Below are 14449 nucleotides of genomic sequence, written 5' to 3'. Positions count from 1 at the left end.
TTTGAATGGGTAAGGGGGATAAGTACGCCAGTTTAGCCGAAGAATTATTGGGGAAATTAGGCGGGGCATCAAATGTTGCCGATGCTGCACATTGTATGACCAGACTAAGGGTACTGCCAATCGATCGTTCGAAAGTAAAAATGGAAGATATAAAAAATACTGAAGGCGTTTTTGGCGTCATTGAAGAGGAAACGATACAAATTGTCCTCGGGCCAGGCGTGGTGAACAAGGTTCATACAGAATTTGAAAAGCTTTTGGAAGATTCTTCAGGCAATTTGAACTTAAAGGAAGTAGCCTCGAAGAATAAATCAGAGATTGATAGGAAAAATGCAAAACCTTTTAAACTTTTTTTACGCAGGATTGCAAGTATTTTCATCCCATTAATTCCCGCCTTAGTGGCATCAGGTTTGATTACCGGTATTACAAAAGCAATCGTTCAAGCAGGCTGGCTAGCAGCAGAATCACAATTAGCCATCATTTTAACCGTTATTGGATCGGGGCTGTTTGCCTACTTGGGGATTTTGGTTGGGACCAATGCAGCAAAAGAATACGGTGGATCACCTGCACTTGGTGCACTTGCAGGTATTTTGGTCATCAACCCCGCCGTCGGCGACATTTCATTGTTCGGTGAAAATTTGCTCCCTGGCCGCGGTGGATTGATAGGAGTCCTCTTTGCAGCTATTTTCATAGCCTTGGTGGAAAAACAGGTCAGGAAATTCATTCCTCAATCACTGGATATCATTTTGACGCCAACCATCGCTTTACTCATTACCGGGATTGTCACTTACATTGTATTTATGCCGGTAGGTGGGTTTTTATCTGATGCCATTACGACTGGGTTATTGAATGTATTGGATTTCGGCGGTGTTGTAGCTGGATTCGTCCTTGGTGCGGCCTTCCTCCCTCTCGTCATTACTGGTTTACATCAAGGTTTAACGCCTGTCCATCTAGAATTGATAAATTCGATTGGAGATGATCCACTGCTTCCCATTTTGGCGATGGGTGGCGCGGGCCAAGTGGGAGCGGCATTTGCCATCTATATGAAAACGAAGAAAGCAAGTTTGAAGAGGGCAATCGGAGGAGGCCTTCCTTCCGGGATGCTTGGTATCGGCGAACCTCTTATATTTGGGGTGACCCTGCCATTGGGCCGGCCTTTCTTAACGGCATGTTTAGGTGCAGGAGTAGGCGGAGCATTCCAGGCTCAATTCGGAATCGCAACGTCGTCCATCGGTGTTTCCGGACTGCCGCTTACCTTTTTAGTTCATCCAAATCAAATCGCTCTGTTCCTCGCTGGATTGTTCATTTCCTATATAGCAGGATTTATTTTTACGTATCTGTTTGGATTTAAAGATGAAATGGCGGTTGAATTCAAGTGATCGGAATCTCTTTTTATCTACAAGACCCGCATGCAGAAACACAAATCATACATGCTGCTAACCTGGGAGTGAAGAGGGCATTTACCTCGCTTCATATTCCTGAAGAAAAGGGCGACCTCGTGAAGAGAATGATCAGGCTTTTAAAGCTTTCAGAGTCATACGGAATGGAAATCCATGCAGATGTCTCAATAAAAACGCTTGATCATTTGGGGATTAGCAAATTTACGGATTTATGGCCATTAGGTATTAAAGGTATTCGCCTTGATGATAAATTTGATAAAGAAACGGTCATATCATTATCCAAGGTGTTTTCACTTTCACTGAATGCAAGTACGTTGAATGAAGATGAACTTTTAGCCGTGCTTGGAGGCGGTGTGGAACCGGAAAATCTGATAGCTTGGCACAACTTTTATCCAAGGCCTGAAACGGGCCTTGAGGAAGAATTCTTTCATGAACAAAATCGAATGCTCAAGAAATACGGCATACCGATCTTTGCTTTCATCCCGGGTGCAGGAAGTAAACGCGGTCCAATTCATGAAGGTCTTCCAACGCTTGAAAAACACAGGTTGATGAATCCTTATGCTGCCGGTATCGAGCTGTTTCAGCATGTGGAAGGAGTTTACGTTGGAGATCAAGGAACGGAGAATAATCTGCTTGAGAATCTGACCGCCTATAAAAATCAAAATATTCTAACTGTTAGAGCGGAATCCCGACTCTTACAAAGCGGTCAGTACGAATTGAGGCCAGATGTTTCTCAAGATGTTTTCCGGCTGCAGAATACCCGGGTCACAGCAAATGTTGAGCGGAGTAACACAGTTGCACGCAGCCTTGGATCCATAACGATGGACAATGATGGTTACGGAAGATATCAGGGAGAGGTCCAAATTTGCAAGAGAGACCTAGGGGCAAATCACCGAGTTAATGTGATTGGGCGAATTATAGAAGAAGATATTCCCTTGCTGTCCCTTCTAAAGCCTGGTCAAACGATAAAACTTATAATTGAGTGACCAATTGGGCTCTATGAATCAATTATACAGGAATAAATGGATATATTTCATAATGGCTTGTTAAAAGAGGCGGCTGACGGGATTCCCAATGCTGCCTTGATTTCTTTATAGGATCTATATAGTTCTTTTCCATTCATTTATACCCCTTCATGGAAGTGTTATGGAATTGCTGCTAAAAGAACTAAAAAGTATACAAGGGAGGAAGCCTAAATGATAAAAAGGATATGTGCCCCTGCTGGAATCGCATTATTCTTGGTTTTATCCATTCTGGGAGGGAATGCGACAGCAAAAGGATCAGAGACTGAAAAAACGGTATCGGATATTCAGGAAATCGTAGCAAACATGACAGTCGATGAAAAAGTCGGACAAATGCTCATGCCGGATTTTCGCAATTGGCAAAAACAGGGAGAAGCGAAGGCGACGGGGTTTATTGAAATGAACTCAGAGGTTGCAAGCATCATCAAAAAATATCATCTGGGCGGTGTTATTCTGTTTGCTGAGAATGTAGTCGATACCGAACAAACGTTACGGCTCACTGATGGTTTGCAGATAGCAAGCCCGGACCTTCCGCTGTTCATAACGATTGATCAGGAAGGGGGAATCGTAACTCGCCTTCAAACTGGAACGAACCTTCCTGGTAATATGGCAGTTGGTGCAGCCAGAAAAGAGAGTTATGCTTATCAATCTGGAGAAATCGTTGGCAAGGAACTGTCGTCACTTGGCATAAATGTCAATTTCGGGCCGTCTGTCGATGTCAATAATAATCCTGGAAATCCCGTTATTGGCGTTCGTTCCTTCAGTTCTGATCCGGAACTTGTAGCAAAGATGGGCATTCAGACGATAAAAGGATTGCAAAATCAGAACACGATAGCAACGACCAAGCATTTCCCCGGCCACGGAGATACAGCAGTCGATAGTCATTATGGTCTCCCCCTTGTTTCTCATGATAAAGAACGTTTGCGTTCCATCGAGTTGATGCCATTCCAAAGGGCCATCGATGCTGGAGTTGATATGATGATGACTGCACATGTTCAATTTCCTGCATTCGATGACACTACGTATATCAGTAAAAAAGACGGTCAAGAGATTATGGTTCCTGCAACGTTGTCACATAAGGTCATCACGGGTCTATTACGTGAAGAAATGGGTTTTGACGGTGTTGTGATTACAGATGCATTGAATATGAAAGCCATCGCGGACAACTTCGGACAGGAAGAAGCTGTTGTCCTTGCATTGAAGTCTGGAGTTGATATTGCATTGATGCCTGCACAGGTTAATTCGCTTCAAATGGAAAAGAATTTAACCTCTGTATTCAATGCAGTGAAGGCAGCAGTGGCAAGCGGGGAAATTCCTCTAAATCAAGTCAATCAATCTGTAACGAGGATACTTGAACTGAAAGTGAAAAGAGGGATATTAAACCCTGATGAAACTCCGATCGATAAAAAAATCGAAACCGCGCTTCAAGTGGTAGGGAATGAAGATCATTTGAAAAAAGAAAGGAAAATCGCGGAAGATGCCATCACCTTATTGAAAAATGAAGACAAAACATTGCCTTTCAAACCTAAGAAAAATGATAAAGTTTTAATTCTTGCTCCTTTTGATGACCAAGTTGAGTCCATGTCCAGGAGCATCAGCGAATTAGCTGTTATAAAGAAAATAAAGAAAGTCCAAATAACGGGTATGAGTTTTTCAGGAAAGTCATTTACAAATCAAGTGGCCAGACTCATTGATGAATCGGACTTTGTCATAACTGGTTCCTATGTTGTCAAAAACGATCCGGCTGTCAATGATGGAGTGATCGATGATAGCATTCAAGATTCTTCGAAGTGGGCAACAGCCTTCCCTAGAGCGGTCATGAATCATGCTAATAAGAAAGATAAAGAATTTGTTTTAATGAGTTTAAGAAACCCTTATGATGTTGCAAACTTTGAAGAAGCGAAAGCGGTTCTTGCTGTTTACGGGTTCAAAGGGTATTCGAATGGGCGTTATAGACAGCCAAATATCCCGGCAGGCATCTCGACCATTTTTGGAGAATCAAAACCTAAAGGCACGTTGCCGGTCGATATACCATCAGTAACTAAGCCCTCTGAAAGTCTTTATAAATTTGGATATGGATTAGATATTAAATCTGGAAGACCCATTAAAAAATAGGGAGGGAAGCATTTTGAAAAGAATGATAATCCTATTTACCATTTGTCTGTTGACTTTCGGCATCGTTTCCTCAAAAAGTGTAACCGCTGTTAAAGAGAAGAAAAAACAAAAGGTCAGTCCCGGTATTGAAGTCCTTTTAAAAGAAGAAAAGAACTTGTTAAGCGGAAAGAAAGTCGGCTTGATTACGAACCCAACTGGCATCGATTCAAAATTAACCAGCATCGTCGATCTACTTCATGATGATCCAGACATTAATTTGACAGCGTTATTTGGTCCTGAACATGGAGTGCGTGGAGATGCGCAAGCTGGTGCAAGCGTTGAATATTATATTGATGAAAAAACAGGGTTGCCCGTTTATAGCTTATATGGCAAAACGAAAAAACCGACGCCTGAAATGTTAAAGGATGTTGAGGTCCTTGTTTTTGATATCCAGGATGTCGGAACACGCTATTACACTTATATCTACACGATGGCATATGCAATGGAAGCAGCCAAAGAAAATGATATCCCCTTTATCGTGCTGGACCGGCCGAACCCACAGGGCGGGGAGTCGGTAGATGGGCCGGTACTTGAACCTGAATTCTCATCGTTTGTCGGTTTGTACCCAATACCGCTAAAGCATGGGATGACAGTTGGGGAACTCGCGACTTTGTTCAATAAGGAATTTAAAATTGGTGCAGATCTAAAGGTCATCAAGATGCAAGGCTGGAAGCGAGATATGGACTATGATGATACTGGTCTCCCTTTTGTCTTGCCGTCACCGAATATGCCGGCAGTTTCCACTACTTTCGTATATCCGGCTACAGGCTTGATCGAGGGAACGAATGTCTCGGAAGGCAGAGGAACGACTAAACCATTCGAGTTGATTGGTGCTCCTTATATAAACAGTGATGAGCTTGCTGGGAAATTAAATGAATTAAGGTTACCTGGCGTAAAATTCAGGGCAGCCTCCTTTACACCTACATTTTCAAAACATGCAGGTAAACTCAGCCACGGAGTGGAAATTTATATAACGGATAGAGAGGAATTCAAGGCTGTCCCTACTGGACTTCACATCATCAAGACCATTCAGGATCTATATCCTGGTGATTTCGAATTCCTTGCAGCCAAAAATTTCAATTTATTGATTGGCAATGGCTGGGTAATGTCAAGAATTGAAGAAGGTTCATCAGTAAATGAAATCATGAAAGAATATCAAGTAAAGCAGGATGCTTTTAAAAAGGTTCGTAAAAACTACTTGCTCTATAAATAAGTTAAAAAAGAAAAGTCCGGTTGGACTTTTCTTTTTTTTTATGAACTTTCGATGGATGAGTAAATCGCTAAGACTTTATTCCTGAATATAGCCAACTTTATATATGAAATGAAGTTCTAAAATGGAAGGAACCGTTGTCTAATAGAATATGGGGTTTGCCCTAAATCAGTAATTGACAGGAGGAAAGCGGGATGAAAAAATATCTTCAAAAAATTGGACGTTCCTTGATGCTGCCAGTAGCCGTATTGCCGGCAGCCGCCATTTTAATGGGGATCGGTTATTGGATAGATCCGGCAGGATGGGGAGCGGGAAGTCCGTTAGCGGCTTTCTTAATAAAAGCAGGTTCTTCGATCATTGACAATATGGCTATCTTGTTTGCTGTTGGAGTGGCGCTGGGGATGTCGAAAGGAAAAGATGGAGCCGCCGCTTTAAGCGGGCTGGTAGCCTATCTAGTTGTAACGACATTGCTTTCCACGGACTCTGTAGCGATGCTGCAGGGAATTGATGCAAAAGATGTAAATCCAGCATTTGTGAAAATAGAAAATGCATTTGTCGGAATCCTCTCGGGCCTTATAGCGGCAGCTATGTATAATCGGTTCAGTAAGGTCGAGCTGCCGGATGCACTCGCTTTCTTTAGCGGTAAACGCCTTGTCCCGATCCTTACTGCGGTTGTCATGTTACTGGTTTCCCTTATATTATTCTTCGTATGGCCACTCATCTACTCCTGGTTAGTTATATTTGGGGAAGGAATAAGTGAATTAGGTGCTGCTGGAGCAGGACTCTATGGATTCTTTAATCGGCTTTTGATACCAACAGGTTTACATCATGCGTTAAACTCTGTATTCTGGTTCGATGTAATAGGACTTAACGATATCGGTAAATTCTGGGCTGGAACAGGAATAAAAGGAACCACAGGCATGTATCAAGCCGGATTCTTTCCCGTCATGATGTTCGGTTTGCCGGCAGCAGCCCTTGCCATGTACCATACGGCAAAATCACGGAAGAAAAAACAAGTTGCCTCATTAATGCTCGCAGCCGGTTTCGCTTCATTTTTCACAGGCGTTACTGAACCGTTGGAATTTGCTTTCATGTTTGTTGCACCAGCCCTTTTCGTTGTGCATGCCTTATTAACAGGAATATCATTAGCTATTGCTGCGACTTTCCAATGGACAGCAGGGTTCGGTTTTAGTGCAGGATTCATTGACTTTGTTTTAAGTTCAAGGTTGCCAATGGCAAATGAACCGTATATGCTACTTCTTCAAGGACTGGCTTTTGCTGTCATCTACTATTTCTTATTCCGATTCTTGATAACAAGGTTCAATTTAATGACTCCTGGCAGAGAAGATGATACAGAAGATGAGCTTGATGGCGGAGGAGCGATTGCGGAAGCAGACAGCAGTCAAGGCGGGAAAAATGAGAGTAAATTCTTTGGAATGGCTTCCGCTATTTATGAGGGATTAGGCGGAGACGCAAACGTTACATCTGTAGATAACTGCGTTACCCGTTTAAGAGTTGAAGTGGAAAATATGGGAGCTGTCGATCAGAATAAAATCAAATCAACAGGGGTTGCTGGAATCAATATCGTGGGTCCCCAAAGCATTCAAGTCATCGTAGGGACACAGGTACAATTCATAGCTGATGAAATTGAAAAAATCCGGCGGCAATAGGTCTGGATAAACTGCATTTTGCCTTATAATGCAAAAATCTACGATCAGAATTATATTTTCTGATCGTAGAGATTTTTATGATAAAGTACTGATTTATAACGCACAAAAGATTTATCTTTATAAACTCTGCTCTTAAAATAGAATAAAACGAATCAATGTTCTATAATATATAAGGGTATTGAATGAAGGATTTGCCATGAAGCTTGGAGAACTAGTAATGAAGATCGTCCGCCAATCATTGATACATCGGTGATGAAGGCTGTATACATACATATCAACCTAAAAACACGTTTGTATATGGTACTAAGATACTGAGCAAGCGATATCTTATGAATTTTTTCTACCTTTTAATATAAGGGAGGTTCCGGTCATGTATAAACAAAAAACCAAAGAAACTGACAGTAGTGTCATTGAGTTCATTGAGAACGTCGATAATCCGAAAAAACGTGAAGATGCATACGAATTGTTGGATGTTTTTACCGAAACGACAGGTTATGAGGCAAAGATGTGGGGACCGAGCATAATTGGGTTCGGTACCTATCATTATAAATATGAATCAGGTCACGAAGGCGATGCCCCCCTGGTAGGCTTCTCGCCTCGAAAAGCAAAAATCAGTTTATACTTTGCTCCGGGAGACAAAAAAAGAGAAGAATTGTTACAGGCATTTGGAAAACACACTTCCGGAAAAGCGTGTGTGTACATCAATAAAGTGGCAGATATCAATATTAATGTATTGAAAGAATTGATTAATCAATCTGTCAAGTTTTTGAGAGATACATACCCGGACAATGAAATATAATAAAATGTATGTTTAAGAGGAACAAGAAAGCGAGTGGGAACGAAAATGAGAAAAATTAAAGTGGGCATAGTTGGGTACGGATTGTCAGGAGCTACTTTTCACGCGCCATTACTAAGTGTTTTAGGGCAGTTTCAAATAGCGAAAGTTGTCAGCTCCAATAAGGAAAAAGTCCAAAAAGATTTGAAAGATGTGGAAGTGGTAAGCAGCTTAGAGGAAATACTTGAAGACCCGTCCATTGATTTGGCTGTTATTACGACACCGAGTGGTTTACATTATGAAATGGCCAAGCAAAGCTTGTTAGCAGGGAAGCATGTCATCCTTGAAAAGCCAATGGTAGTGGAAGCTTGGGAGGCGGAGGAGCTCATTAAGATTGCCGAGGAAAAGAATCTGCTATTAAGTGTCTATCATAACCGGAGATGGGATAATGACTTTTTGACCGTGAAAAAACTTATGGATGATGGAGTGCTTGGGGAAATCAATACATACCAAGTCCATTATGATCGATACCGGCCTGTGGTCAGGGATAGATGGAGGGAAAAACCAGGCCCGGGATCAGGCATGCTTTATGATTTAGGATCACATCTCATCGATCAAGCACTTCATTTGTTTGGATTGCCGCAATTCGTTTGGGCAGATGTATTTTCCCAAAAAGAAAATGCAGAAACGGATGATTATTTCCATGTAATATTAGGATATGAAAAGCTGAGAGTTATCTTGCATTCAGGCTCAATCGTTCCGTTTAATGGACCGCGCTATCAGGTGCATGGAAGTAAAGGATCATTTATCAAGTACGGTCTTGACTGCCAAGAGGCAGCCCTAAGTGAGGGAAAAAAACCGATGGATGACTCTTGGGGTGCAGATGAACCCGAATTCTATGGTAAGCTGGTTACGGTTGAAGGTGAAAATGAGACACATGAAACCATTGAAACACTGCATGGATCTTATTTAACATATTACCAAGCAATTGCCGATAGTATATTGAACGGGAAAAAAGCTCCAGTAACCGCCCAAGAGGGATTATCGGTCATTAAAATCATTGATGCGGCTTTTGAAAGCAGTAAAGGGAAAAAAGCCGTATATATTAAATGAAATTCATTTTCCCCTTATAACAATAAAAATGAGAAAAACTGAATGATAAGCGGCCTTATTCTCTTTTAGAGGAAAAAGGCCGCTTTTTGTTTTGGTCAAATAAAATCATTAACTTAAGGAGCAAATACTTGTGAATTTGAATGTTACGCAAGATTTTGAGCTGTTTCGGCATGAAATTAGAGCGAATATCCAAGAGATTGAGCGTTTACTCGTGAATTCGTGCCATTTACTCGTGAGTTTGGAGCAAATACTCGTGAGATTCATCCATTTACTCGTGAATTGGAGCAAATACTTGTAAATTCGAATGTTACGCAAGATTTTGAGCTGTTTCGGCATGAAATTGGAGCGAATATTCAAGAGATTGGGCGTTTACTCGTGAATTCGTGCCATTTACTCGTGAATTTTATGCCAATACTCGTGAATTCGAGTGTTACGCAAGATTTTGAGCTGTTTCCATATAAAACTGGGACGAATATTCAAGAGATTGAGCGTTTACTCGTGAATTCGTGCGGTTTACTCGTGAGATTCATCCATTTACTCGTGAATTAGAGCAAATACTCGTGAGATTCGCCCATTTACTCGTGAGTTTTATGCCAATACTCGTGAATTCGAGTGTTACGCAAGATTTTGAGCTGTTTCAGCATGAAATTGGAGCGAATATTCAAGAGATTGAGCGTTTACTCGTGAATTCGTGCCATTTACTCGTGAGATTCATCCATTTACTCGTGAGTTTGGAGCAAATACTCGTGAGATTCATCCATTTACTCGTGAATTGGAGCAAATACTCGTAAATTCGAATGTTACGCAAGATTTTGAGCTGTTTTCGTATGAATTTGGAGCGAATATTCAAGAGATTGGGCGTTTACTCGTGAATATACAGTTTTGGAGGATTTCAATTGATATAAAAATCATAATGAAAAACCCCCGAATGGCGGCTGCAACTCGGGGGTTTTGAGGCATGAAACTTGAAATGCCTTCTAAGCTCTACGATAATGCCTTTGCATGAAGAGATCGCTTTTGCCAAGCCATGGTAATCATCAAAGTAATGAATAAAAGGATAAGGCCCAACATGAACGGATAGGTAATGTGGACATCATACATCATTCCGGCAAGTGTAGGTCCGAGCACATTTCCGATGCTCATATACGCATTATTCATACCCATTGCAAAGCCCTGCTCATTCCCTGCCATCTTGGAAATCAGTGTGTTAAGAACTGGACGCAAAATGGAAGTGGAAAGGAAGATGATAAGTGAAATCAAAAAGAAAATCAGGTAACTTGTAGCAAAAAGTGATAGAAGGAAACCGATTGCTGCAACACTGATAAAGATATTCAGCACATTCACTTCCCCGAATCGCTGTACGATCCGGTCGACGACAAACAGTTGCACTATTACACTGACGATACCGGTGGCTGTAACCATGACGGCGATGTCCTTAGGACTTGAATTGAATTGATTATCAAGATAAAGACCAATTACAGATTCATATGCCATTAAGCCAAAGCTCATTACAAGAGTAATGATGAGTGGTATGAAATAAGGCATTTTCACGGATAAGGCAATCTTCCGAATCATCGTTTCAGTTTTTGCATCCATGGATTGTGCAACCTGTGCCGTTTCGCTTTCTTTTAAAACAAAAATCGAAAATACCACAGCTGATAGGGATACCAGCGCAGAAATCAAAAAGGGAAACTTCAAGCCGAAGTCAGCTAAAAAACCTCCAATTCCCGGACCGACTACAATTCCCAGGGACATGGCGGCAGATACTAAACTATTGCCTTTGGCGCGTTGATCAAATGTGGTTATATCGGCTACATAAGCAAAAATTGCGGGTATAAGCAAAGCTGCTCCGATCCCGCCAATGATACGTGAAGCATATAATAACCAAATGGAATTGACTGCATAAAAAATAAACATGGATAATGTCAAACCGACCAATCCATAAATAATCATTTTTCTGCGCCCGAATTGGTCAGTCCATTTTCCGGCAATTGGCGAAAAGATAAGCTGTGCACCCGCGAAAATGGCGATCATTAGGCCAGCGGCGGTTCCGCCTTGATTAATGGAGGCCAGGTATGCTGGTAAAATGGGAATGATGATACCGAAACTTCCTATTGCTATAAACATATTGATCATGAGGATAATGATCTTTTTGCGTTGTTCTGCTGACATGGACAGCCTCTCTCTCTCTCTTTAAAAATCAATAACCAATTTAATTCGCATGGTTAATTTTTTGATACGTTAATTATGTTATAGTTTTAGATAGATAGTGTCAATAAGAAAGGATTGTCAAACATGAATTCAAGTGAATTGTATAATTTACATCTAGAGATCAGGGAACTAAGCAGCCTATCACAAGAATTGGTTGAACCGTTATTGGTTAAATATGATTTAACTTCTGTACAGTATCGCGCATTGCAATTAATAGTCTTGAATGAATCCATAGCTGTTAAAGATGTTTCGAATCATTTGAAGATTAAACCTGCGGCAGGAACTGCACTAATTGATCGGCTTGAACGGAAGAAGTTGATTGAGAGGGTACACAGTGAGGATGATCGGCGGGTAGTTTTTATCCAATCCACCGAAAGTGGAAGGACTACCTATCATTCCATCAATAAGTGTTTTACCAAAATCTTTCGTGACTTTTATAGCGTCCTAAATGAAGAGGAAACGGAACGGCTCAAACAAATCGTTGGGAAACTTACCGAACATCTGTCATCATGCATAGAGAATAAAATATAGTCTTCCTGACGTGTACAGTTTCCATTATAATAGAAAGAAGAAGCACTATATTAATTTTTATGTTGCCTTTTTTGAAAAAAATATTTATTAAAGCAGTGAATTTCACTGTTTTTAGGAGGTTAATTATCAGAATAATTAAAAATATTCCAAGTATAAACGTCATTCAATAATTTTTTTATGGTGTAAGTAATCCATTAAAGAAGATATGACGGCTGGAAAATGAATATGTATCAAAAGGATAAGAAGTTTTTTTCTCAGGATTCATCATGACGAACCAGGCAGGGTGCTGTATACAAAGAATCTGAAAAGAAGGAGATGGTAAAATGTTTTCCTCATTAACTCCAATGGATTGGAAGCGCAGGGCCGTAAAATATTATCCTCATAAAGTGGCAGTCATCGATGAAGAGAAAGAGTTTACATATAAGGAATTCGGGCAGCGAACAGATCAACTTTCCAAAGCATTGCATTCTTCGGGAATTGAAAAAGGCGACCATATTGCAGTAATGTTGCCAAATACGCATTATATGTTGGAATGTTTTTATGGCATTTGTCAAATGGGAGCGGTAATGGTTCCTTTGAATTATAGGCTTGCTGCAGAGGATTTGGAATATATCATCAAGCATAGCGATTCAAAAATGTTGATAGTCGATGAAGAATTCACCGCTCCGATCGAAAAGGTCATTACTAAACTATCATTGGAAAAAATCATTATCGTGCCTGTTGAAGGACATGAAACCACTTTACCTGGGATAGACTATGAGAATTTCATTTTGCATGCAAATGATGATGGACTGCCAGAGGTTACGATCGATGAAAATCAACTTTTGACTATAAATTACACGAGTGGAACGACTTCAAAACCAAAAGGGGTAATGTTGACCCATCGCGGGAATTACATGAATGCAGCTAATTTCATTTATCACCTTGGAGTGAAGCATGACGATGTATACTTACATACCCTGCCAATGTTTCACGCAAATGGGTGGGGGGGTGTATGGTCGGTAACGGCTACTGGCGGGACCCATGTATGTTTAAGGAAAGTTGATCCCCCTCTTATCCTCAAATTATTCGCCCGGCATAATATTACATTATTATGTGGAGCACCTACTGTCGTCAATATGCTAGTGAATGATCCTAAAGCAAAAGAAACAAATATCAAAGTGCGTCCAAGGATGGCAACAGCAGGTGCTCCTCCAGCAGCAGCGCTTATACAAAAGGCACAAGAAATCCTTGGTTTGAATATGATTCACGTTTATGGATTAACAGAAACTTCCCCTTTCATCCTATATAACGAGTGGAAGGATGAGTTTGAAGCTAAATCGGCGGACGAACAAGCAATAATAAAGGCAAGACAAGGTATTGAATTGGTTTTCAATGGGGAAACGATGGTAGTCAATCAAGATGGAAAAGCAGTCGCTTGGGATGGAAAGGAACTGGGGGAAATCATAACTCGCGGCAATGTTGTAATGGAAGGATATTATAAGGATCCGGAAAAGACGGCCGAAGCAATTCGGGATGGCTGGTTTCATACAGGGGATCTGGCGGTGACCTATCCTGATGGATATATTGAAATACAGGACAGGGCTAAGGATTTAATTATTTCCGGCGGGGAAAATATTTCTTCTACAGAGGTGGAAGGGATATTGTATAAACATCCAGATGTTTTGGAGGCAGCGGTCATTGCCATCCCAGATGATAAATGGGGAGAAACGCCTATGGCAATCATTGTGCTGCATCCCAATGCGGAAGTGACAGAAAATGAGATCATTACCTTTTGCCGCTCAAAAATGGCCCACTTTAAAGCACCGACAAAAGTTGAATTCGTAGAGTCTTTACCGAAAACGGCAACAGGTAAGCTACAAAAATACCGTTTGAGGGAAATCCATTGGAAAGGATCAAAAAAGGTAAATTAAAGGCTTTCATTATAGGGACGGGTTCTCATAAAAGGTTAAAATCAAATAAAGTGAGGCAAATAACAAGACCAAGAATGCATTTAAATAAGCATTCTTGGTTTTTATTATTATGGAAAGCACCATTTCCGGATAATTAGAGTAGGAACTTACAGCATTGGTTATTTGTAACAACTCTTAAAAAATAAAAGGAGGGAGTAAAAACAGATTGTTTTTACTCCCTCCTTTTTTTATGAATAGCACGAAAAATTTAAAAAAACCTAATGAGATCATATTATATGAAGAAACTAAGAAGCACATAGAAAAACAAACGATGATCTATTAAAAATTCTGTAAATTTAAATCAAACATTATAACGTTATATTGATTAGTTCGACAAAATATGATAATCTATTTTTGTAAAGAGAAATGAAATGTATTCTCATACGATTCAGCGTAACCGTATACAAAGTACTT

The 14449-nt window shown here is 40.6% G+C and carries 12 protein-coding genes; 11 read left to right on the top strand and 1 reads right to left on the bottom strand.

Annotated features, from left to right (window positions below):
- The first annotated feature begins 5 nt into the window (after window positions 1–5).
- From V3595_RS06775 to V3595_RS06735, 9 genes are all read left to right on the top strand, one after another.
- Window positions 6–1376 carry a PTS transporter subunit EIIC gene (locus V3595_RS06775; RefSeq protein WP_485906143.1) on the top strand — a complete coding sequence of 457 codons (1371 nt, stop codon included), beginning with the start codon at window positions 6–8 and terminating at the stop codon, window positions 1374–1376.
- A complete protein-coding gene (locus tag V3595_RS06770; protein ID WP_485906141.1) occupies window positions 1373–2383 on the top strand; it encodes a MupG family TIM beta-alpha barrel fold protein in 1011 nt (336 codons plus the stop codon). Before V3595_RS06775 ends, V3595_RS06770 begins: the two co-directional genes overlap by 4 nt.
- 210 nt (window positions 2384–2593) lie before the next feature.
- Entirely contained in the window at window positions 2594–4534 is a 1941-nt protein-coding gene (locus tag V3595_RS06765) for a glycoside hydrolase family 3 protein (protein WP_485906140.1), read from the top strand.
- 13 nt (window positions 4535–4547) lie between these two features.
- Complete coding sequence (locus tag V3595_RS06760; protein WP_485906138.1) at window positions 4548–5786, top strand: exo-beta-N-acetylmuramidase NamZ family protein; 1239 nt, start codon at window positions 4548–4550, stop codon at window positions 5784–5786.
- A 191-nt stretch (window positions 5787–5977) separates the two neighbouring features.
- Window positions 5978–7453, top strand: coding sequence for an N-acetylglucosamine-specific PTS transporter subunit IIBC (gene nagE, locus V3595_RS06755; RefSeq protein ID WP_485906137.1), 1476 nt, complete (start codon window positions 5978–5980; stop codon window positions 7451–7453).
- A gap of 370 nt (window positions 7454–7823) precedes the next feature.
- Window positions 7824–8252, top strand: coding sequence for a DUF1801 domain-containing protein (locus tag V3595_RS06750; protein WP_485906136.1), 429 nt, complete (start codon window positions 7824–7826; stop codon window positions 8250–8252).
- Window positions 8253–8297: 45 nt separating this feature from the next.
- Window positions 8298–9341 (top strand): oxidoreductase, encoded by a 1044-nt coding sequence (locus V3595_RS06745; RefSeq protein WP_485906134.1) that lies wholly within the window; start codon window positions 8298–8300, stop codon window positions 9339–9341.
- A gap of 219 nt (window positions 9342–9560) precedes the next feature.
- Window positions 9561–9890, top strand: coding sequence for a hypothetical protein (locus V3595_RS06740; RefSeq protein WP_485906133.1), 330 nt, complete (start codon window positions 9561–9563; stop codon window positions 9888–9890).
- Window positions 9848–10132, top strand: a complete 285-nt coding sequence (locus V3595_RS06735) for a hypothetical protein (RefSeq protein WP_485906131.1) — start codon at window positions 9848–9850, stop codon at window positions 10130–10132. The genes V3595_RS06740 and V3595_RS06735 overlap by 43 nt, the downstream gene beginning before the upstream one ends.
- A 193-nt stretch (window positions 10133–10325) precedes the next feature.
- On the opposite strand, the gene V3595_RS06730 is transcribed toward V3595_RS06735, so the two are convergent.
- Window positions 10326–11513, bottom strand: coding sequence for an MFS transporter (locus tag V3595_RS06730; RefSeq protein WP_137018505.1), 1188 nt, complete (start codon window positions 11511–11513; stop codon window positions 10326–10328).
- A gap of 123 nt (window positions 11514–11636) precedes the next feature.
- Between V3595_RS06730 and V3595_RS06725 the strand changes: the two genes are divergently transcribed.
- Complete coding sequence (locus V3595_RS06725; protein ID WP_485906129.1) at window positions 11637–12083, top strand: MarR family winged helix-turn-helix transcriptional regulator; 447 nt, start codon at window positions 11637–11639, stop codon at window positions 12081–12083.
- Between the two features lie 323 nt (window positions 12084–12406).
- Window positions 12407–13996 (top strand): long-chain-fatty-acid--CoA ligase, encoded by a 1590-nt coding sequence (locus V3595_RS06720; protein WP_485906127.1) that lies wholly within the window; start codon window positions 12407–12409, stop codon window positions 13994–13996.
- Window positions 13997–14449: the final 453 nt, after the last annotated feature.

It is taken from the genome of Bacillus sp. CFBP9009 (assembly GCF_036541465.1).
In the GTDB taxonomy this organism is placed as follows: domain Bacteria; phylum Bacillota; class Bacilli; order Bacillales; family DSM-1321; genus Peribacillus.
This window is presented reverse-complemented; position numbering and strand designations above follow the sequence as displayed.

Bases quoted from the DNA above. Each gene is read 5' to 3' on its own strand.
- V3595_RS06765 (WP_485906140.1), top strand. From the start codon at position 2,594: ATGATAAAAAGGATATGTGCCCCTGCTGGAATCGCATTATTCTTGGTT.
- V3595_RS06720 (WP_485906127.1), top strand. From the start codon at position 12,407: ATGTTTTCCTCATTAACTCCAATGGATTGGAAGCGCAGGGCCGTAAAA.
- V3595_RS06725 (WP_485906129.1), top strand. From the start codon at position 11,637: ATGAATTCAAGTGAATTGTATAATTTACATCTAGAGATCAGGGAACTA.
- V3595_RS06745 (WP_485906134.1), top strand. From the start codon at position 8,298: ATGAGAAAAATTAAAGTGGGCATAGTTGGGTACGGATTGTCAGGAGCT.
- V3595_RS06730 (WP_137018505.1), bottom strand. From the start codon at position 11,513: ATGTCAGCAGAACAACGCAAAAAGATCATTATCCTCATGATCAATATG.
- V3595_RS06775 (WP_485906143.1), top strand. From the start codon at position 6: ATGGGTAAGGGGGATAAGTACGCCAGTTTAGCCGAAGAATTATTGGGG.
- nagE (WP_485906137.1), top strand. From the start codon at position 5,978: ATGAAAAAATATCTTCAAAAAATTGGACGTTCCTTGATGCTGCCAGTA.
- V3595_RS06750 (WP_485906136.1), top strand. From the start codon at position 7,824: ATGTATAAACAAAAAACCAAAGAAACTGACAGTAGTGTCATTGAGTTC.